The sequence below is a fragment of the Cellulosimicrobium sp. BMG9.23 genome (genome assembly GCF_059159985.1).
Genome location: NZ_JBZGBZ010000004.1, coordinates 300,770 through 321,458, shown reverse-complemented (window position 1 = coordinate 321,458; position 20,689 = coordinate 300,770). Strand labels below are relative to the sequence as shown.

The 20,689-nt window shown below is 74.1% G+C and carries 17 protein-coding genes; 12 read left to right on the top strand and 5 right to left on the bottom strand.

Going from position 1 to position 20,689, the window contains the following annotated elements; all coding sequences use genetic code 11:
- Positions 1-89: 89 nt before the first annotated feature.
- The 7 genes from rsmD (at position 90) to mutM (ending at position 4,583) form a co-directional block, all read left to right on the top strand.
- Positions 90-680 (top strand): 16S rRNA (guanine(966)-N(2))-methyltransferase RsmD, encoded by a 591-nt coding sequence (gene rsmD, locus AC4H2G_RS08110; RefSeq protein WP_494365242.1) that lies wholly within the window; start codon positions 90-92, stop codon positions 678-680.
- A 63-nt stretch (positions 681-743) separates the two neighbouring features.
- A complete protein-coding gene (coaD, locus tag AC4H2G_RS08105; RefSeq protein WP_494365241.1) occupies positions 744-1,241 on the top strand; it encodes a pantetheine-phosphate adenylyltransferase in 498 nt (165 codons plus the stop codon).
- Positions 1,242-1,264: 23 nt separating this feature from the next.
- Positions 1,265-1,870, top strand: coding sequence for an ATP synthase subunit B family protein (locus AC4H2G_RS08100; RefSeq protein WP_494365240.1), 606 nt, complete (start codon positions 1,265-1,267; stop codon positions 1,868-1,870).
- A 278-nt stretch (positions 1,871-2,148) separates the two neighbouring features.
- Positions 2,149-2,667: a YceD family protein gene (locus AC4H2G_RS08095; RefSeq protein ID WP_494365378.1), complete on the top strand. Its 519-nt coding sequence runs from the start codon at positions 2,149-2,151 to the stop codon at positions 2,665-2,667.
- A gap of 2 nt (positions 2,668-2,669) precedes the next feature.
- The gene (gene rpmF, locus AC4H2G_RS08090; RefSeq protein ID WP_251151686.1) at positions 2,670-2,864 is read left to right on the top strand and encodes a 50S ribosomal protein L32; all 195 of its coding nucleotides are present in this window, start codon (positions 2,670-2,672) and stop codon (positions 2,862-2,864) included.
- Between the two features lie 5 nt (positions 2,865-2,869).
- Positions 2,870-3,625 (top strand): ribonuclease III, encoded by a 756-nt coding sequence (gene rnc / locus AC4H2G_RS08085; RefSeq protein ID WP_494365239.1) that lies wholly within the window; start codon positions 2,870-2,872, stop codon positions 3,623-3,625.
- Positions 3,618-4,583, top strand: a complete 966-nt coding sequence (gene mutM / locus AC4H2G_RS08080) for a bifunctional DNA-formamidopyrimidine glycosylase/DNA-(apurinic or apyrimidinic site) lyase (protein WP_494365238.1) — start codon at positions 3,618-3,620, stop codon at positions 4,581-4,583. The genes rnc and mutM overlap by 8 nt, the downstream gene beginning before the upstream one ends.
- A 31-nt stretch (positions 4,584-4,614) precedes the next feature.
- Here the strand turns inward: mutM and AC4H2G_RS08075 are convergent, their stop codons facing one another.
- Positions 4,615-5,556: a phosphoglycerate dehydrogenase gene (locus tag AC4H2G_RS08075; RefSeq protein ID WP_494365237.1), complete on the bottom strand. Its 942-nt coding sequence runs from the start codon at positions 5,554-5,556 to the stop codon at positions 4,615-4,617.
- Between the two features lie 250 nt (positions 5,557-5,806).
- On the opposite strand from AC4H2G_RS08075, the gene gadC reads away from it, so the two are divergent.
- The 3 genes from gadC to AC4H2G_RS08060 are packed head-to-tail and all read left to right on the top strand — an operon-like array spanning position 5,807 to position 9,298.
- Positions 5,807-7,369 (top strand): glutamate/gamma-aminobutyrate antiporter GadC, encoded by a 1,563-nt coding sequence (gene gadC / locus AC4H2G_RS08070; protein WP_494365236.1) that lies wholly within the window; start codon positions 5,807-5,809, stop codon positions 7,367-7,369.
- 1 nt (position 7,370) lies between these two features.
- On the top strand, positions 7,371-7,892 hold the full coding sequence (locus AC4H2G_RS08065) for a hypothetical protein (RefSeq protein ID WP_494365235.1): 522 nt from the start codon (positions 7,371-7,373) through the stop codon (positions 7,890-7,892).
- Positions 7,889-9,298: a dipeptidase gene (locus AC4H2G_RS08060; protein WP_494365234.1), complete on the top strand. Its 1,410-nt coding sequence runs from the start codon at positions 7,889-7,891 to the stop codon at positions 9,296-9,298. The genes AC4H2G_RS08065 and AC4H2G_RS08060 overlap by 4 nt, the downstream gene beginning before the upstream one ends.
- 84 nt (positions 9,299-9,382) lie before the next feature.
- Here AC4H2G_RS08060 and cydC read toward each other — a convergent pair whose 3' ends face one another.
- From cydC to AC4H2G_RS08040, 4 genes are read right to left on the bottom strand one after another with little or no spacing between them, the layout of a single operon-like run.
- Positions 9,383-11,263, bottom strand: coding sequence for a thiol reductant ABC exporter subunit CydC (cydC, locus tag AC4H2G_RS08055; protein ID WP_494365233.1), 1,881 nt, complete (start codon positions 11,261-11,263; stop codon positions 9,383-9,385).
- Entirely contained in the window at positions 11,260-13,101 is a 1,842-nt protein-coding gene (cydD, locus tag AC4H2G_RS08050; protein ID WP_494365232.1) for a thiol reductant ABC exporter subunit CydD, read from the bottom strand. The genes cydC and cydD overlap by 4 nt, the downstream gene beginning before the upstream one ends.
- On the bottom strand, positions 13,098-14,234 hold the full coding sequence (cydB, locus tag AC4H2G_RS08045; RefSeq protein WP_494365231.1) for a cytochrome d ubiquinol oxidase subunit II: 1,137 nt from the start codon (positions 14,232-14,234) through the stop codon (positions 13,098-13,100). The genes cydD and cydB overlap by 4 nt, the downstream gene beginning before the upstream one ends.
- 37 nt (positions 14,235-14,271) lie before the next feature.
- Positions 14,272-15,798, bottom strand: a complete 1,527-nt coding sequence (locus tag AC4H2G_RS08040; protein ID WP_494365230.1) for a cytochrome ubiquinol oxidase subunit I — start codon at positions 15,796-15,798, stop codon at positions 14,272-14,274.
- Between the two features lie 510 nt (positions 15,799-16,308).
- On the opposite strand from AC4H2G_RS08040, the gene AC4H2G_RS08035 reads away from it, so the two are divergent.
- Positions 16,309-20,058: an Rne/Rng family ribonuclease gene (locus tag AC4H2G_RS08035; RefSeq protein WP_494365229.1), complete on the top strand. Its 3,750-nt coding sequence runs from the start codon at positions 16,309-16,311 to the stop codon at positions 20,056-20,058.
- Complete coding sequence (locus AC4H2G_RS08030) at positions 20,055-20,684, top strand: GNAT family N-acetyltransferase (protein ID WP_494365228.1); 630 nt, start codon at positions 20,055-20,057, stop codon at positions 20,682-20,684. The genes AC4H2G_RS08035 and AC4H2G_RS08030 overlap by 4 nt, the downstream gene beginning before the upstream one ends.
- The last annotated feature ends 5 nt before the right edge of the window (positions 20,685-20,689 follow it).

The window sequence follows — 20,689 nt, the reverse complement described above, 5'->3', positions numbered from 1 at the left end:
CTCGCGCGAAGGGGACCGTGACGGATCGCCGCCCGCGTGCAGCGCCCCACGGCTCCTGGTGCCGAGCGGCTCGTGGTTAGGCTGTCCGCGTGACGAGGATCGTGGCGGGGACCGTGGGCGGACGCACCATCCAGGTCCCGCCGCGAGGGACCCGTCCCACGAGCGACCGGGTGCGGGAGGCGATCTTCTCGCGCCTCGACCACTACGGCGTGGTCGAGGACGCGCGCGTCCTCGACCTCTACGCCGGCTCGGGCGCGCTCGGGCTCGAGGCGGCGAGCCGCGGGGCACGCGAGGTCACGCTTGTCGACTCGGCGCGGGTCGCCGTCGACGTCGCCCGGCGCAACGTCGCGGCCCTGGAGCTGAGCGACGTCCGGGTCGTCGCGCAGCCCGCCGAGACGTTCGCCGCGACGGCGGCCGCGGCCGGGGCCCCCTTCCACCTCGTGTTCCTCGACCCGCCGTACGACCTCGCGTCGGACGCGCTCGGGCGGGTGCTCGACCACCTGGCGGCGCCCGGCGTGCTCGACCCGGCGGCCGTCGTCGTCGTGGAGCGCTCGACGCGCACCGCCGAGCCGGACTGGCCCGCCGGGTGGGAGCTCCTCGCGCGCAAGGACTACGGCGAGACGGCCGTGTTCTTCACCGGACCGGCGGTCCCGGACGACGTGGAGCCGGGGGCCGTCTGACCGCTGTCCGGCCTCCGGTGGGTCGGTCCGGGGATCGGCGCACCTGTGTACTACCGTGACGAGGTGACCGCAGCCGTCTGTCCCGGGTCTTTCGACCCGATCACCCTGGGCCACCTCGACATCGTGCGTCGCGCCCGCGCCCTCTTCGACGAGGTCGTCGTCGGCGTCGCCCGCAACGCGTCGAAGACCGCGCTCCTGAACGCCGACGAACGCGTCGCGCTCGCGCGTCGGGCCGTCGAGCAGGCGGGGCTGGACGGGGTGCGCGTCGAGGTCGTCCCGGGGCTCCTCGTGGACTTCTGCCGGGAGATCGGCGCGTCGGCGGTCGTGAAAGGCCTGCGCGGGGGCGCGGACTTCGATGCCGAGCTCCCCATGGCGCTCATGAACCGGCACCTGGCCGGCGTCGAGACGGTGTTCGTCGCCGGTGAGGCGTCGCTCCTGCACGTCGCGTCGTCGCTCGTGAAGGACGTGGCTCGGCACGGTGGTCCGGTGGACGACCTCGTGCCCCCGGGGGTCGGGGACGCGGTACGGCAGGCGCTGGCGCGGGAGCGGGCGAGCAGGTGAGCACGACGGAGAGGATCGGACGGATGAGCGAGCACGACGTGGCGCGGACGCGGGACGGGTCGACGGGCGTGCCGCCCGGCGACGAGGCGCAGGCCGGGCTGCACGCGATCCTCGACGATCTCGCGCTCCTCGTGGAGAACGCGCGGACGATGCCGATGTCGGCCTCCGTCCTGGTGCACAAGGCGGACGCGCTCGCGCTCGTCGACGAGCTCCGTGCGGCGCTGCCCGAGCAGCTCGCCCACGCCGACGAGGTGCTCGCCGAGGCGGACGCCGTCCTCGAGGACGCGCACCGCCAGGCGGAGGAGATCCTCACGACGGCACGTGCGCGGGCGATCGAGCTCGTGCAGGCGGAGCAGGTGGTCGTCCAGGCGCAGTCGCGGGCCCACGAGATCGTGACCGAGGCCGAGCGAGCTGCCGACGGGCTCCGCCGTGACGCGGACGACTACTGCGACCAGCGCCTCGCAGACTTCGAGGTCGACCTCGGCAAGGTGCTCGCGCAGGTCCAGGCGGGTCGCGCGAAGCTCGCGGGGCGCCTGGACGGTGCCGGCCGGGCCCCGGAACCGTCGCCGTTCCCGAGCACGATGGCGTCGCGGTCGACCGAACAGCCCACCGCGCGGCCGGCGGGCTAGCCGCATCCCGATCACGTTGGCCTCACCCCTCGCGGTGCCGTAAGATCGTCCTTTGGTTCGGTGAACTCGTCCTGCCGACCGTCGTGAGGCCCACGCCCTGCTCCCGCACGGCGCCGTCCCGCGTCGGTGACCGGCACGACGTCGGCCCGACCGTCCCCGACACCGTCCGTAGACCCCTCCTGCCCGGCAGGAGACCGACCCTGGAGCGCGCCATCGCCGCCGAGAAGACGTCGCCGCTCGTGCTCGACACGCACGAGCTCGGTCGGCGACCCGGAAGCATGCTCGACATCCGTCGGACGGTCGCGGCGCCCGCGGACCTCGGGACGGCGGTCATCGGGATCCCCGAGGGCAGCGAGCTCGAGCTCGACCTGAGCCTCTCCGCCGTGATGGAAGGCGTGCTGGTCACCGGCACCGTCTCCGGGCGGGCCGTGGGGGAGTGCGTCCGGTGCCTCGACGAGGTGACCGAGCCCGTGAGCGTCCAGCTCACGGAGCTGTTCGCCTACCCCGAGCGCGCGCAGGCGGCGCAGGACTCCGGAGACGATCTCGAGAACGCCGAGGACGTCTACGAGCTCGACGGCGACCTCGCCGACATCGAGCCCGCGCTTCGGGATTCCGTGGTGACTGCACTACCATTCAGTCCGGTGTGCCGTCCGGACTGCCCGGGCCTGTGCTCCGAGTGCGGAGCACGCCTCGCCGAGGACCCGGGGCACACGCACGAACTTGTCGACCCTCGGTGGTCGGCGCTGGAGAGCATGTTCGACTCCTCGAACGTGTCCGACGAGACGAAAGAGAGCTAGCCGTGGCTGTTCCGAAGCGCAAGATGTCGCGCAGCAACACCCGTGCGCGTCGTTCGCAGTGGAAGACGACCGCCGCGAACCTCACGACCTGCCCGCAGTGCAAGGGCGACAAGCTGTCGCACGCAGCCTGCCCGACGTGCGGCACCTACAAGGCCCGCCAGTACGCCGAGGCGCTGCGCACCGAGCACGCAGGCTGAGGCGCGTGGCACCGGCTGCACCGGCAACCGGTCTGCTCGAGAAGCTCGGGGTCCAGCTGGACCCCGAGCTTCTCGTCCTTGCGCTCACGCACCGGTCGTTCGCGCACGAGAACGGTGGCATCCCGACGAACGAGCGCCTCGAGTTCCTCGGGGACACCGTGCTCGGGCTCGTCGTCACCGAGACGCTCTACCGTCGCCACCCAGACCTGTCGGAGGGTGAGCTCGCCAAGATGCGGGCCGCGACGGTGTCGCAGAAGTCCCTCGCGATCATCGCGCGCGCCCTCGACCTCGGGCGGTACGTCCTGCTCGGCAAGGGCGAGATCCGTACGCGCGGCAACGACAAGGACTCGATCCTGTCCGACACGGTCGAGGCGCTCATCGGCGCCGTCTACCTGAGCCACGGCCTCGAGCCCGCGCGCGGCCTCGTGCTGCGGCTCGTCGAGCCACGCCTCGCGGCCGCGGCCGACCTCGGCGCCGGCCTCGACTGGAAGACGTCGCTGCAGGAGGCGGCCGCGGAGGCGGGCATGAGCCCGCCCGCCTACTCGAGCGACGCCGTCGGGCCGGACCACGCCCGCGTCTTCACGTCGTACGTGCACCTGGACGGCCGCCTGTACGGGACGGGCAGCGGCACGGCGAAGAAGTACGCCGAGCAGGAGGCCGCGGAGCGCGCCTACCGGACGATCGCCGTCGAGCGCGCGCAGGCCCTGGCCGGGCGGGCGGAGACGGACGGCGAGACGGCTCCCGAGGGCGCGGGTGCCTGAGCTCCCCGAGGTCGAGACCGTCCGCGACGGCCTCGCACGACACGTGCTCGGCGGTGTCGTGACGGACGTCGAGGTGCTGCGCGACTACAGCGTGCGGCGGCACGACGGCGGCCCGGCGGGCTTCCGCGACCAGCTCCTCGGGCTGCGCCTCGACGCCGCCGTGCGGCGAGGCAAGTTCCTCTGGCTCCCGCTGGGGTCACCGGCGTCGGCCCCGTCCGGTGGCGGACGAACCTCCCTCGACGCCCGGCCCGCGGCCGCGCTGCTCGCGCACCTCGGCATGTCCGGCCAGCTCCTCGTGCGGTCGGGCGACGCGCTCGACGTGCGGTCCCCGCACCTGCGGGTCCGGGTCGTCCTCGAGCCCGAGGGCGGCGGGGACGCGCAGGCGCTCGACTTCGTCGACCAGCGCACGTTCGGCCACCTGTCCGTCCAGGACCTCGTCCCCACGCCCGACGGCGCCCCGGGCGGCCTCGGCTCGGACCTCGCCGCCGTCCCGGGTCCGGTCGAGCACATCGCGCGCGACCTCCTCGACCCCGCCCTGCGGCGCGACGTCGTGGTCGACGCGGTCCGCCGTCGTCGGACCGGCGTGAAGCGCGCGCTCCTCGACCAGACGGTCGTGTCCGGCGTCGGGAACATCTACGCCGACGAGGCCCTGTGGCGCGCCCGCCTGCACTACGCGCGCGCAACGGACACGCTGCGCCGCACGGAGGCGCACCGCCTGCTCGACGCTGCGGCCGAGGTCATGTCCGAGGCTCTCGCGCAGGGCGGGACGAGCTTCGACGCGCTGTACGTGAACGTCAACGGGCAGTCCGGCTACTTCTCGCGCTCGCTCGCGGTGTACGGGCAGGAGGGCGACCCGTGTCCCCGCTGCGGGACGCCCGTGCGGCGCGACGAGTTCATGAACCGCTCGGCGTACACGTGCCCGCGCTGCCAGCCCAGGCCGCGCAACGGCCGCTGGTGAGAGGTCTGTCCGCCTGCCCCTCGCCCAGGCGTCAGCGGGGGACGACGTTGCGCAGCTCCTCGCCGGCGTGCAGGGCGTCGAGGTTGGCGTTGAGGAGGTCGGACGCGCGCTGCGGGCGGTTGCCCGCGACGTGCGGCGTGAGGATCAGGCGCGGCGCGTCCCACAGCGGTGAGCCGGCCGGCAGCGGCTCCGTCTCGGTGACGTCGAGCGCGGCGCCCCCGAGCCGGCCCTCGCGGAGCGCGGCGACGAGCGCCTCCTCGTCGACCGTCGCCCCGCGGCCGACGTTCACGAAGACTGCGTGGTCGGGAAGCTGGTCGATGCGCCGCGCGTCGAGCGCGTGTCGCGTCGCGGGCAGCGCGGGAAGGAGTGAGACGAGGACGTCGGCGGTCGGCAGGACCGCGGCGACGTCGTCATCGGTGACGACCGGGAACCCGTGCCGCTCGCCGGGGCGGCTCGCGACGCCCGTGACGCGTGCGCCGAGCGCGACGAGCAGGGGGGCGAGGCGCGCCGCGATCGAGCCGAAGCCCCAGATCACCACGTGCGCGCCGTCGAGCGTGTACCGACCAGCGGTCGCCGGGGCCGCCTGGGCGGCGTTCACCGTCCGGTCCCAGCGGTGGTCGCGCTGCGCGCCCCCGAGCTCGTCGAGGCGTCGCACGGCGGCGAGGACGAGGGCGAGCGCGTGCTCCGCGACGGGACCGTCGTGGAGGGACCGCCCGGACGTGACCGTCACGCCGGGTCCGAAGCCTGCGGCGAGCACGGCGTTGGGCCCGGCGGCGAGCGTCTGGACCCAGCGCAGCCCGGTGAGGTGGCGCGCGGCGTCGGCGAGGTTCTCGGGCGTGTTCGCCCACGCGACGAGAACCTGCGCGTCGCGGTCCGCGACCGCGAGCGGTGCGGACGCGTCGTAGACGACGACCTCGTCGCCGGGCCCGGGGCGGACGTCCAGGGGAATCGTGTCGGGCACGAGGATCTTCACCGTCGTCTCCAGCGTGTCGTCGTCGAGGGGTGGCGCACATGGCCCGGTCGCGGCACGTCGGGTCCGGCGCCCTCGCGACCGTAGCAGCCGGTGACGGGCGGGTGACCGGCCGCACGCGGGCGCCCTGGTCACGACGCCTTCCGGGGGCGGTTCCCGTGGCACGGCGCTATGTTCCAGATGACGCCGTCACGACGACGGCGCGCCGTCCTGGCCGGTCCCGTCGTGGACCTCGGAGCACGGGGGTGGAGCGGTGAGCGAGTCGTCAGCAGCGCCGTCGAGCGGGGGGTCCGCGAGGGAGGGGTCACCGCCCGGTGCGGCGGCCGGCGCGCCGTCGCGAGCGCAGGTGCGCGCCGCGATCACCGCCCGCACGCCGCGCAACTACATCACCTGGATCACGCTCGCGTTCATGATCACGTCGTCGGTCGCGAGCCTGCGCGCCGCCCCGACGATGGCGGTCTACGGGCTCGCGGCGGTGTTCCTCTACGTCGTCCCGGCGATCGTCTTCCTGCTGCCGACGTCGCTCGTGTCCGCCGAGCTCGCGTCCGGCTGGTCGGGCGGCGTGTACCGCTGGGTCGCCGACGGCGTGTCGAAGCCGCTCGGGTTCCTGGCGGTCTGGTGCCAGTTCGCGATGACGATCTTCTACTACCCGAGCCTGCTCGGGTACGTCGCGAGCACGCTCGCGTACGTCATCAACCCGGCGCTCGCGAGCAACGGGCTGTACGTCGCGATCGTCATCGTCGTGCTGTTCTGGTCAGGAGTGTGGTTGTCCTCCCAGGGGACGAAGACCGTCGCGGGGCTGTCGAGCATGGGCCTGATCATCGGCACGCTCATCCCCGCGGCGATCCTCGTCGTGCTGGGGATCGTGTTCCTCGGACAGGGAAACACCTCGGCGGCGCCCATGGACGCGCAGCACCTCCTGCCCGCGTGGACCGGTCTCGCGTCGCTCGTGCTCATCGTCAACAACTTCCTATCCTACGCGGGCATGGAGATGAACGCGGTGCACGTGACGAGCCTGCGCAAGCCGGGCCTGGAGTTCCCGCGGTCGATGTTCCTCGCGATCGGTCTCGTGCTCCTCATCTTCATCCTCCCGGCCGTCGCGATCAGCTGGGTGATCCCCGCGGACCAGCTCAGCCTCACCGCGGGCGTCATGCAGGCGTTCGACGCGTTCTTCGCGAACTTCGGCGTGAGCTGGTTGACGCCGATCCTCGGGCTCATGCTCATCGCCGCGTCGCTCGGCGGGATGCTCACGTGGCTCGCCGGCCCGTCGAAGGGCCTGCTCACCGTCGCGCGCGAGGAGGGCTACCTGCCGCCCTTCCTGCAGCGCCTCAACAAGCACGGGGTGCAGCAGAACATCCTCGTCGCGCAGGGCGTCGTGACCACGTTCATCGCGCTGCTCTACGCGTTCATCCCCGACGTGTCGAGCGCGTACTGGATCCTGTCCGTCATCACGACGCAGGTCTACCTCGTGATGTACCTGCTGCTGTTCGTCGCCGCCGTGCGCCTCCGACGCATCAAGCCCGACCACCCGCGCGGCTACCGGGCTCCGGCCCTGACGCTCCTGTGCGTGGTCGGCTTCATCGCCTCGGTCGCCGCGATGGTGATCGGCTTCGTCCCGCCCGCGCAGTTCTCGAGCGGGAGCGTCGGGGTGTACGTGCTCATCGTCGGCGGCGGCCTCGGGATCATCGGGCTCCTCGTGCCCGCCCTCTTCTACCTCCTGCGCAAGCCGTCCTGGAAGAACCCGGTCACCGCCGCGGAGACGGCGGAGCAGGACGGCGACCTGGACACCGCGACGACTGACGGGACGGAGGCCTGACATGTCGTCCACGACAGGGACCGCCACGCACGTACCCCGGCACGAGCCCGAGGAGCCGCGACCGCGCCGCTGGGTCGTCTACACGGCCGTCGCCCTCGTGCTGGTCGCGCTCGGCGTCGTGATGATCGTGCAGTTCTCCAACCTGCGCGCGAACCGCGACGCGCGCGAGGCCGAGGAGAAGGCCGCCGTGCTCCACGAGCAGCTCGTCGCCATCGGCGTCGTGGGCATCGACCAGGAGACCCTCGTGCAGGTGCTGGGTAGCGACGGCGGCGCGTTCTGCACCGACCCGACCGCGCTCGTCGACGCGACCGCGAACCTCGGTGCGGCCAACGGCGCCGTGGGCCCTGGCCTCCGACCGTCGCTGGTGGACGAGCGACGCCTCGCCGGCGACCGCCTCGTCATCGAGGTGTACTGCCCCGAGCAGCTCGACGCGTTCGACGAGTACGTCGAGTCGCTCAACCTCACGACGGGCACGACCACGACCGACGACACGTCCGACGGCACGCCCCAGGAGGACTCGTGAACGACGGCACGCCGACCGCGGCCACGACGCCCGCGGACGCGGGTCACGTCGAGGAGGTCCGGGGCGCCGTCGGGCAGCTCATGCCCCGCGCGCTGGCGGACCTGCGCACGCTCGTCGCGATCCCGTCCGTGGCGGACGAACGCCTGTTCCCCCGTGCCGAGTGCGAGCGGGCCGCCCGCTGGGTCGCGGACGCGTTCGCCGCCGAAGGCATCGACACGCGGCTCGAGACGACGCCCGACGGCTCGCAGGTCGTCCTCGGTCACCGGCCGGGGCCCGACGGCGCCCCGACGGTCCTGCTCTACGCGCACTACGACGTGCAGCCCCCGCTGGACGACGACGCGTGGACCAGCCCCCCGTTCGAGCTCACCGAGCGCGAAGGCCGCCTGCACGGCCGCGGGGCGGCGGACTGCAAGGGCAACGTCGTCACGCACCTCACGGCGCTGCGGGCGCTGCGCGCGCTCGGCGGCGACGACTACCCGGTGGGGATCCGGCTCGTCGTCGAGGGGTCGGAGGAGCAGGGGACCGGCGGCCTGGAGCGCTGGGTCGAGGCGAACCCGGGGGCGCTCGCCGCCGACGCGATGCTCGTGCAGGACACGGGGAACGCGGAGCTCGGGCTGCCGACGCTCACCGTGACCCTGCGCGGCGCGGCCAACGTCGTCGTGCACGTCGAGGCGCTCGCGGGCGAGATCCACTCGGGCATGTACGGCGGCGCGGCACCGGACGCGCTCGCGGCGCTCGTCGCGATCCTCGCGAGCCTGCGCGACGACCGCGGTGACACGACGATCGACGGGCTTCCCGACGCCGTCGCGCGCGGCACGTGGCCCGGCGTCGCGTACGACGCCGACCAGTTCCGGCGCGACGCGGGCGTGCTCGACGGCGTCGGGCTCGTCGGGAGCGGGACCGTGGCGGACGGGCTGTGGGCGCGGCCCGTCGTCACGATCCTGGGGATCGACGCACCGAGCGTCGTCGGGTCCGCGGCCGCGATCCAGCCGCGCGCGTCGGCACGACTCAACCTGCGCGTGCCCCCCGGTGCGGACGCCGTCGAGCTGCAGGACCTGCTCGTCGCGCACCTCGAGGCGCACGCGCCGTGGGGCGTGCGCGTGACCGTCGAGCGCGACGCTGCAGGCCAGCCGTTCCAGGCGCGCACGAGCGGTCACGTGTTCGACACGTTGTCCAGCGCGCTCGCGGACGCGTACGGGCGCGAGACGGTCACGGCGGGCCAGGGCGGTTCGATCCCGCTGTGCAACGTGCTGGCCGGGCAGTACCCGGACGCCGAGATCGTGCTGCTCGGCGTCGAGGAGCCCGCGTGCCTCATCCACGCGCCGAACGAGTCCGTCGCGCCGAGCGAGATCGAGCACCTCGCGGTCGGCGAGGCGCTGTTCCTCGCGCGTCTCGGCTCGCGCTGACCGTCCCACGCGAGATCGACCCCGGCGCCGCGACGTCGACCCTCTGAGGGTCGATCTCGGGACGCTCGGGTCGATCTCGGCGCGTCAGGCGGTCGCGGCGGTCTCCTGCTCGAGCGCCCAGCGGTAGTCCGGTCGTGCGAGCAGCTCGGCGTGAGTGCCGCGCGCGACGACGCGCGCCGGGCCGTCCGGGTCGTCGTCGGGGCGTGCGAGGAGCAGCACCTCGTCCATCGACTCGAGCGCGCCGAGCCGGTGCGTCGCGACGACGAGGCCGCGGGGGGCGACGTCGGACATCGTGCCCGTCCGGGTGGTGACCGGCCGCGTGGTCGCCACCAGACGTCGCACCAGGGCGTCCGCGGTGCCGGGGTCGAGGTGCTCGGCCGGCTCGTCCACGAGCAGGAGCGGCGCCGGGGCGAGCAGCGCGCGCGCGACGAGGAGACGACGTCGTTCACCGCCCGACACGTCGGTCGCGTCCGGGCCGAGCGTCGTGGCGACGCCCTCCGGCAGGCCGGAGAGCCACGCGCCGAGTCCCACGTCGTGCAGCACGGCCTCGGCCTCGGCGGCGCTGACGTCACCGCGCGCGACGCGCAGGTTCTCGAGCACGGTGGTGTCGAAGACGTGGCCGTCCTCGGCGACGAGCACGACTCGGCGCGCTGCCTCGTCGCGCGGGAGCGAGGCGACGTCGACGCCGTCGAGCGTCGCGCGCCCGGCGGTCGGGGCGAGCAGACCCGCAGCGGTCGCGAGCAGCGTCGTCTTCCCGATGCCGGACGGCCCGACGAGCGCGACGGCGCGGCCCGGTCCAACGGTCAGGTCGACGCCGGTGACGACGGTGCGTGCCCGCGGGCCATGGGTCTGCCAGGCGCACGCGACGCCGTCGAGCACGAGCGTGGTGTCAGGGCGAGGAATCACCCCGGTGTCCTGTGGCCCTGACTCGAGGCCGCTCATCACAGTCCTGTCAGCGCGAGGGGTCACCCCGGTGACCGGTGGTCCTGACACGTCGAGCAGGGCCATGACGCGGCGCGCGGCCTGGCGCGAGCGGTGCAGCTGGACCGCCGCGGCAGGGAGCGCGTTCGCCGCCTCGAACATCGCGAGCGGCGTGAGCACGACGACGGACAGCTCCTCGGGCGTGAGCGTCCCCGACACGACGGCGGGCAGTCCCAGCACGACGGCCGCGAGCACGGCCGTCCCGACGGCCGCCGCGGCGAGAGCGGCGGAGACCCCGGCGGTGCGGGCGCCGTCGTCGCTCGCGCGGGCGAGGTCGCGGTCCGCGGAGCGTAGGTCGGCGAGGCGACCGGGAAGACGGCCGGACACCGCGAGAGGGCCCGACTCCTCGAGGATCTCGAGCGCTGACGCGGTCATCGCGGCGCGCGCGGTGGCACCACGGTCCTCGACGTCGCGCGCCGAGCGGGCCGAGAGCCACGGCGCGACGACCGCGGCGAGCACGAGGCACAGCGCGAGCGCGAGCCCTGCCGCCGGGAGGAACGCCGCGACGAGCACCACCGAGCCGACGGACACCGCGAGCGCGACGCCCGCGGGGATCAGCGCGCGCACGACCACGTCGCCCACGTCGTCGACGTCGGCCCCGACGCGCGCGAGCAGGTCGCCGCGGCGCAGCCGCACGAGCGCCGCGGGGGAGCCTCCGGCCAGAGCCGTGTACAGGTTGGCGCGCAGCGCGGCCATGCCGCGCAGCGCGACGTCGTGCGACGCGAGCCGTTCGAGGTAGCGGAACACGCCGCGAGAGATCCCGAACGCGCGCACCGCGACGACCGCGACCGACAGCGTGAGCACGGGCGGCATCTGCGACGCGCGGGCGATGAGCCACGCCGCGACCGCCGCGAGCGCCACGGAGCTGCCCAGCGCGAGCGTGCCGAGCGTGACGGCCCACAGGACGCGGCGCCAGCGGACGTCGAGCAGGCCGACGGCCCGCCAGAGCGGGTCGGCGTCGAGACGTCTCCGCAGCCGGGTCATGCGTCCACCGCCGCGGGAGCCTGTACCTCGGACCGGCCACGGGGTGCGTGCGCCGGGTCCACCAGGGCCACCTTCTCCGCCACGAGCACCGGGTCCGAGATGCCCACCTCCGCCGTGTCCTCCGTGCCCGTCCCGTTCTCCCGTCCCGCGGTGAGCGGAGCCGCCGTGACCTCGACGACCTGGTCCGCGGCGCCCACGAGCGACGCACGGTGCGCCACGACGAGCACGGTCCGGCCCTGCTCGCGCCACGCACGCACGGCGTCGAGCACGACCTGCTCGCCGCGCGCGTCGAGGTGGGCGGTGGGCTCGTCGAGCACCACGAGCGGCGTGCGCGCGGGGTCGCCGAGCAAGGCCGCGGTGAGCGCGGCGCGCTGGCGCTGCCCGACGCTCAGTCCGGTCCCGCCCCGCCCCACGGGGGTGTCCCAGCCGTCGGGCAGCCCCGCGACGACGGCGTCGAGCCCCGCGGTGCGGGCCGCGCGCGCGAGCGTCGCGTCGTCGACGTCGAGTCCGTCCGTCACGGACTCGCGCAGGGTCCCGGGAGCGAGCGCCGGGCGCTGGGGGAGCCACGCGACCTGAGGCCAGTAGGTCGTGAGGTCGATCTCCGCGAGACGGACGCGCTCGCCGTCGGCCGTCGTCCAGGTGACGTCCCCGGCGTCGGGCCGGACGAGACCCAGGAGCACCTGCGCCGCCGTCGTCTTGCCCGCCCCGCTCGCCCCGACGAGCGCGACGACGCAGCCCGGACCGGAGGACGCGGCGACGGGCAGCACGAGATCGAGGTCGGCGGGCGCGAGGACGCCGCGGTTGCCCGCACGCACCCCCACGCCGTGCAGGGTGAGGGTCGACCCGGCGAGGCGGGGCGCCGGGCGTCGCCCCGGCTCGGGGGCGGGCTCGTCGAGGAGGTCGAACGCCTGCTGCGCCGCGGCGATGCCGTCGGTCGACGCGTGGAAGTGCAGGCCCACCTGGCGCAGCGGGAGGTAGACCTCGGGCGCGAGCACGAGCACGGCGATCGCCGGCTCGAGCTCCATCCCGCCGTGCACCAGTCGCAGCCCGACCCCCACCGCAACGACGGCGACGGACAGGGTCGTGAGCAGCTCGAGGACCATGCCCGAGAGGAAGGCGACGCGCAGGGTGCCCATCGTCGCGCGGCGGTTGGCGTCACCGAGGGCCCGCACGCGGCGCTCGGGGCCGCGGGCGCGCCCGAACGCGAGCAGCGTGGGCAGACCCGCGAGCAGGTCGAGCACCTGCGCGCCCAGCCGCTGCATGACGACGAGCCGCCGCTCCGACGTACCGGCCGTCAGCTGCCCGACGAGGACCATGAAGAGCGGGACGAGAGGGATGGTCCCGGCGATCACCAGCGCGGAGACCCAGTCCAGCCCGAGGACGACGGCGAGCGCGGCGGGCGTGACCGTCGCCGCGAGGAGGAGCTGCGGCAGGTAGCGCACGAGGTAGGGCTCGAGCGCGTCGAGACCACGCGTCGCGAGGGTCGCGACGGCCGGTCCGCGTCCGCTCGCGAGCCAGCGCGGGCCGAGCGCCGCCGCGTGCGCGACGACCTGCTCGCGCAGCTCGGACACCGTGCGGGTCGCCGCCCGCAGCGCGAACCGCTCCTGCGCCCACGACACGCCCGCCCGCGCCGCGACCACGGCGGCGAGCAGACCGACCCGGCCCGCGACGTCGGGCAGGGCGGCCGTGCCCTGGATCGCCGGGGCGAGGATCGCACCGAGCAGGAGGGCCTGCGCGACGACGAGCGCCGCCGTGACGAACCCGAGCACCGCCGTGAGGACGACGTAGCCCCGTGCGGCGCGCGCCTGCCGCAGGAGCCGCGGGTCGAGCGGCTTCACGCGCTGCCGTCCCCGCGGCCGGAACCGCGAGACCCGGCCCCGGCGCCGAGCTCCCGTCCTGCCGCCCCGCCGGAGGACGCCCCGCCGAAGGCCGCCTCGCGGACCTTCTTCAGCGAGAGCCCCGCCGGTGCGGGGATGTCCCGCGTCGACAGACGACGGCGGAACACCCAGTACGTCCAGGCCTGGTAGCCGATGACCAGGGGCGTGAGCACCAGCGCGACCCACGTCATGACCGTGAGCGTGTAGTCGGTCGACGACGCGTTGTGGACCGTCAGAGAGTTCGCGGGATCCGTCGCGGGCATGACGTCGGGGTACATCGAGCCGAAGATCAGCACGACCGCGCCGACGATCGTCAGCGCGGACGCGCCGAACGCCCAGCCCTCCCGCCCGCGCGCGGTGGCGACCAGCGCCGCGACGAGGCCGCCCGCGGCGGCCAGGACGGCGAGCCACGTCCACGGCACGGAATAGGTGACCTGCGCCCACAGGGCCCAGCCGCCCGCGAGCACGAGGGCCACGACGCCCAGCACGCAGGCGTGCTGCCGGGCGCGGTGCCGGATCTCGCCGTCGGTCTTCAGCGCGACGAACACCGCGCCGTGCAGCAGGAACAGGCTCAGGGTGACGAGACCGCCGAGCAGCGCGAACGGGGAGAGCAGGGAGAAGAAGCCACCGACGAACTGGTGGTCGGCGTCGAGCTGGACGCCGCGCACGAGGTTGGCGAACGCGACGCCCCACAGGACCGCGGGCACCCACGAGCCCACCTGGATGGCGACGTCGCAGCGACGCGCCCACTGCGGGTCGGAGATCTTGCCGCGGTACTCGAACGCGACCCCGCGCACGATGAGCGCGACGAGGATGAGCAGGAGCGGCAGGTAGAACCCCGAGAAGAGGGTGGCGTACCACTCGGGGAAGGCGGCGAACGTCGCGCCGCCGGCGGTGAGGAGCCACACCTCGTTCCCGTCCCAGACGGGGCCGATGGTGTTGATGAGCACGCGACGCTCCTTCTCGCGGTGCTCCTTGTCGCCCCGGGGCAGGATCGACAGGAGCATGCCGACCCCGAAGTCGAAGCCCTCGAGGACGAGGTAGCCCGTCCACAGGACGGCGATGAGCACGAACCAGACGACGGCGAGATCCACGGTGGTGTCTCCAGAGCTCTCTCTACGGGGTGCGGCGTCAGTAGGCGAAGGACAGGGGGGCGTGGGCGTCGTCGTCGGCGTCGCCGGACCCGTCGCCCGGGGGCTCCTGCGCCTCGGGCGACTCGTCGCGCACGGTCAGCGGGACGCCCTCGATCGCGTAGCGACGCATGAGCGTGAACCAGACGCCGGCGAGCGCTCCGTAGACGAGCGTGAAGACGATCATCGACGTGAGCACCATGCCGGGGCTGACGACCGTCGAGACGCCGCGCTCGGTGAGCAGACGGATCTGGTCGATGCCCGTCGGGTTGGGCGCGACGACCCACGGCTGGCGACCGACCTCGGTGAAGATCCAGCCGAACGAGTTCGCCAGGAACGGCATGGGGATCGCGACCAGGCCGACGCGCGCGAACCAGACGTTGTCGGTGACCCGGCCCTTGCGCGTGAGCCACAGCGCCATGAGCGCGAGCAGGACGGACCCGGCGGCCATGCCGATCATGAGGCGGAACGCCCAGTAGGTGATCGCGAGGTTCGGCGTGTACATGACGGGGTCGCCGGCAGCGGTGGTGTCGCCGAAGCGCTCGGTCATCTCGTCCTGGACGTCCTCGACGCCGGGCAGGTAGCTCTCCGGGCCGGAGAAGTGCCCGGTGCCCAGGTAGGACGCGAGACCGGGGATCTCGATGAGGTGCCGCACGTTCTCGCACGAGTTCGACAGGTCGCCGATCGTGAGGATCGAGAACGCCGCGCCCTCCTCGCCCTCGCACAGCGCCTCGGCGGACGACATCTTGCCGGGCTGCTGCTCGTACATGATCTTGCCCTGGACGTCGCCGGAGACCGCGACGCCGATCCCGCCGACGAGCATCGCGATGACGCCGAGCGTCACCGCCGGGCGGTAGACGTCGCGCGCGAGCTCGACGTTCTCCGCCTTCCTCGTGCGAACGAGGCGCACCATCCACCACGCGGCGATCCCGGTGACGAACGTGCCCGCCGTGAGCATCGTGGCGGTGATCTGGTGCGGGAACGCCGCGAGCAGGGTGTTGTTGGTGAGGACGGCCCAGATGTCGTTCATCTCGGCGCGGCCCGTCTCGGGGTTGTAGACCGCCCCGACCGGGTGCTGCATCCACGAGTTCGCCGCGAGGATGAAGAACGCGGAGAGGTTGGTGGCCAGCGCGACGGCCCAGATGCACGCGAGGTGGACCTTCTTGTTCAGCCGGTCCCAGCCGAAGATCCACAGGCCGAGGAACGTCGACTCGACGAAGAACGCGGCGAGCGCCTCCATCGCGAGCGGGGCGCCGAAGACGTCGCCGACGAAGCGCGAGTACTCGCTCCAGTTCATGCCGAACTGGAACTCCTGCACGATGCCCGTCACGACGCCGAGGGCGAAGTTGATGAGCAGGAGCTTGCCGAAGAACTTCGTCAGGCGCAGCCACCGCTCGTTCCCGGTGCGGACCCAGGCCGTCTGCATGATCGCGACGAGGGGGGAGAGGCCGATCGTCAGCGGCACGAAGATGAAGTGGTAGACGGTGGTGATGGCGAACTGCCACCGGGCGAGATCTAGAGCATCCACGTGCGCTCCTCGGGAGGCCGTCGGGGTCAGGACGGGTGGGCACCGGAGGCGGGCGGCGCGCGGCGCCGCCTCCCCGGCGGTACGCCCAATCTGCACCATCGAGGGCCGTCAAGAGGACGGAAAGCACTGAAAACATGCCGCTTGTGACCATGTTCACAAGGTGTCCGGACCTCGGTCCCGTGCCGGTCGGCCGATCGTCCGCAGGCGGGGTGCGTGTCGGCAGGGTGGGTCGGCCCCCCTGTGCGATACTGGGCGTGCCAGGAGGGCACCGCATCGTCCTTCGGCGCACACGTGCTTGCAGCAGTCGCGACAGCGGCCCGCGGAGCGCCGCCACGGGGCGAAGGGCCCGGTACGGCAGGCGCCCGCGCCGCCCCTCGCGTGCCGCAGCCGTGACCGACGACTTCCGTCGCGGGGGAGACGCGCTCCGGTGCGCTCTCCCCGGGTGACGACCGACCGCTCGAGGGGCCGCACGGTGCGGGGCGGGGCCTCGAGCAAGCTGGAGCACGACGCGTGACGCTCGACAACACCTCCGACAGCACCGCCGACGCCTCCTCACCAGGCGGCGTCGAGCAGGACCCCACCGCACAGACTGCTCCCGTGCGCAAGACCGGTCGCCGGCGTGCGACCAGGAACGTCGCCCCGCCCGCGGTCGAGCCGGTCGCCGCGCGGGCGACCAGCACCCCCGACGGCATCTCGGGCGACGAGGCCGCGCAGACGACTCCTCCTGCACCGTCGGCCACGGAGCCCGCACCGACCACGGCAGGGTCCGGCGCCCCCGACGCCGCCGCGGAGCCGGCCGCCGAGACCGCGCCGGCACGTCGGGCGAAGAGCGGCGCGAAGCGCAAGAAGGCGGCGCCGGCAGAGGCGCCGACCGGATCACCCGCGGTGGAGCCAGAGCCGCCGGCGCTCGACGTCCTGTCCGAGTTCGGCCTCCGCGCCGCACCGGCCGAGACGGCCGTGAACGCTCCGGCGACCGAGCCCGACGCCGACGCGCTGCTCGGGACGAGCCCGGAGCCGCGCCGCGCCAAGAGGACCCGCCGGGCGACGTCCGGGACGAAGGCGGCGGGTGCCGCGGCCGTTCCCGACGAGACGCCTCCGCGCGCTGATGCGGCTGCCCCCGTCGAAGCGGCCGCTCCTGCGGCCGACGGTGCTGCGGCGACCGAGCTCCCGGCCGCCACGGTCGACGCGCCGGCGGCAGAGCCCGCCGTCGCGAAGAAGCCTGCTCGCCGTGCACGCCGGGCGAAGGCCGGGGCTGACGAGACCGTCTCCGGCGCTGCGACGGCCGTGAGCGAGGGGACCGGGAGCGCAGGGCCCGAGAGCGCGACGTCCGACACCGACGCGGCTCAGGCCGCCCCGGCATCGGAGGCTCCCGTCGTGGACGCGTCCGCCACGTCGTCGAGCGGGGCGCCCGCGTCGGGTCAGCGCGCACGGCGGTCCCGGCGGGCGACCGCAGCGGCCGGCGCGCCGTCGACCGACGCTCGGCGCGAGACCGCGACGAGCCGCAAGGCGACCACGCCCGAGACCGCGAGCCCGGAGACCAGAGGCACGGCGACCGCACCGGCCGCACCCCCCACGTCGCCGGTCGCGACCACGGGCGGCGGCACGCCGCGACTCGCGACGACCGCGCTGCTCTTCCAGGCGCCCGACCCGGCCGCCGCCCCGCGGCGACCGCGCCGTGCCCAGAGCCCCGCCGGGCCGCCGGCGCACCACGAGGCGCCGGCCGAGCCCACGTCGACCGCGCCCGCGTCCACCGAGCCTGCTCCCGCGGCGACCGGGAGGCGTGCGTCCGAGACACCGGTGACCGAGCAGACCGTGACCGAGCGGCCCGAGCCCGAGCAGCCGGTGGCCTCGCGAGAGCGGTCGGGCGGTCGCTCGACCCGTTCGTCGCGTCGTGCCGCGGGTCGGTCCGCCGGCCCGGCGCGTCCTGCCGAGCCGGTGACGGACGAGTCTGCGCAGGCGACGGTGGCCGAGGCGGCCGCCGACGTGTCGGCCGAGCTCGTGCTGAGCGGTGAGGACCGCGCCGCGGTCGAGGAGATCGAGGCCATCGAGTCCGAGCTCGTCGCCGAGGGCGTCGAGCTGCCGGTCGTGGCCTTCGGCCCCGAGGACTTCGTCGACGCGGACCTCTCCGGCACCGTCGGCACCGTCGATGCCGGCACAGTGAGCACCGTCGACGCCGGTACCGCCGACGCGGAACCTGCCGACGACGACGCCGAGGACGCGGCGGAGGGCGACGACGCCGAGGGCGCGCCGCGACGTCGGCGTCGCCGTGGTGGCCGCGGCCGCCGCGGGCGGAACGACGGCGGTCGGGACGATGGCGGTCAGGACGATGGCGGTCAGGACGAGGGTGGCAGGGACGGTGCCGAGTCCCCGGTCGACGCCGCGGGCACCGCCGAGGAGATCGCGGAGGACGCCGAGGCCGACGAGCCGGCCGAGGGCGAGGACGAGAGCGGCTCGAGCCGCCGTCGTCGTCGTCGCCGCCGCGGAGGACGCGGCGAGCCCGGCGAGGTGACGACCCGGACCCGTCCGCGCGAGCGCAGCCTCGCCGACGAGGTCACGGCGCTCAAGGGGTCGACGCGCCTCGAGGCGAAGCGTCAGCGCCGCCGCGAGGGCCGGGACGCAGGGCGCCGCCGCCAGATCATCAGCGAGGCGGAGTTCCTCGCTCGCCGCGAGTCCGTCGAGCGCTCGATGGTCGTGCGCGAGACGCACGGCCGCACGCAGATCGCCGTGCTCGAGGACGGCGTGCTCGTCGAGCACTACGTCTCGCAGCAGTCGCAGACTTCGATGGCGGGCAACGTCTACCTCGGCCGTGTGCAGAACGTGCTGCCGAGCATGGAGGCGGCGTTCATCGACGTCGGCAAGGGCCGCAACGCCGTGCTGTACGCCGGTGAGGTCAACTGGGACGCCGCGGGCCTCGAGGGCCAGCCGCGCCGCATCGAGCAGGCGCTCAAGTCGGGCGACCCGGTGCTCGTACAGGTCACCAAGGACCCGATCGGCCACAAGGGCGCGCGCCTGACGTCGCAGATCACCCTTGCGGGCCGCTACCTCGTCTTCGTGCCCGGCGGCGGCATGACCGGGATCAGCCGCAAGCTCCCCGACACCGAGCGCAACCGCCTCAAGAAGATCCTCAAGGAGGTCGTGCCCGACGGCGCGGGCGTCATCGTGCGCACCGCCGCCGAGGGTGCGAGCGAGGACGAGCTGCGCGCCGACGTCGAGCGTCTGCGCGGCCAGTGGGCGTCTATCAGCGACAAGGCGGCGAAGGCGGCGAAGTCCGCCCCGGCGCTGCTCCAGGGCGAGCCCGACCTCGCGATCCGCGTCGTCCGGGACATCTTCAACGACGACTTCACGTCGCTCGTCGTCCAGGGCGACGGCGCGTGGACCGAGATCTCCTCGTACGTCGAGGAGCTCGCCCCGGACCTACGCGAGCGCGTCTCGAAGTGGACGGGCACGCAGGACGTCTTCACCGTGCACCGCGTCGACGAGCAGCTCGCGAAGGGCATGGACCGCAAGGTCTGGCTGCCCTCGGGCGGCTCGCTCGTCATCGACCGCACCGAGGCGATGACGGTCGTCGACGTCAACACCGGCAAGTTCACGGGCTCGGGCGGAACGCTCGAGGAGACCGTGACGCGCAACAACCTCGAGGCCGCGGAGGAGATCGTCCGCCAGCTCCGGCTGCGCGACATCGGCGGCATCATCGTCATCGACTTCATCGACATGGTGCTCGAGTCGAACCGTGACCTCGTGCTGCGCCGGCTCGTCGAGTGCCTCGGCCGGGACCGGACGAAGCACCAGGTGGCCGAGGTGACGTCGCTCGGGCTCGTCCAGATGACGCGCAAGCGCGTCGGGCAGGGTCTCGTCGAGGCGTTCAGCGAGACGTGCGAGCACTGCCACGGCCGCGGGTTCATCGTCCACACGGACCCGATCGAGAAGTCCGGCAACGGCAACGGCCAGGGCAACGGGGGCGGCGCTCCCGAGGGCAACGGCGACGCGAAGCAGCGCTCGCGCCGCAAGCGCGGCTCGGGCTCCTCGGCGGAGCAGGGTGCGTCCCAGGACGCCCCGATCACGCTGCCCCACGCGGGTGTCCCCGTCCTGCCGGAGGTGTCGTCGGAGGCGCGCGAGGCGGTCAAGGCGACGCTGGCCACCATCGCGGCGGCCGCCGCCCACGCGCACGACCACGAGCACGCGCACGAGGCGACCGACGGCCCGTCCGAGGACGCACCTGCGTCCGACACCCCGGACGAGGTGGTCGAGGACCAGGCGTGACCGCGGTCCCGACGTACGGCGTCGGGACCGGGGTGCGGCTGCGCGGGTGGACCCCGCGCGACCTCGCCGCGTTCCGCGAGTGGATGCGACCGCACCACGAGTGGCACCGGTGGGACGGGCCGTACTACCCGGTGCCCGACGACGCCGCGGCCGACGCGCTCGTCGCGCGCCTCAGGGACGCCTCGGCGGCCGAGGCGCACGACCCGCGCGGGCTCGGACCCGACGGGCTGCCGCCCCGACGCGTGGTCGTCGCCGACGAGGAGGACCGCCTCGTCGGGACCTGCTCCTGGTACTGGGAGTCCGCCGAGACGCAGTGGGCCCGGCTGGGCGTGACCGTCTTCGACCCCGCGCTGCGGGGCCGGGGCGTCGGCCGGGAGGCGCTGCGCGCGTGGACCACGTACCTGTTCTCGGCGACCGACTGGGTGCGGCTCGACCTCGCGACGTGGTCGGGGAACGCGGCCATGCTGGGGGTCGGACGCCGGCTCGGGTTCGTCGAGGAGGGACGGTTCCGCCGTGCGCGGGTCGTCGACGGCGTCCGGTACGACGCGGTGGTCCTGGGCGTGCTCCGCGAGGAGTGGTCCCCCTCCTCGGGCGACGTTCCGCCGGAGGCCGCGATCCTGGCATAGTGCGG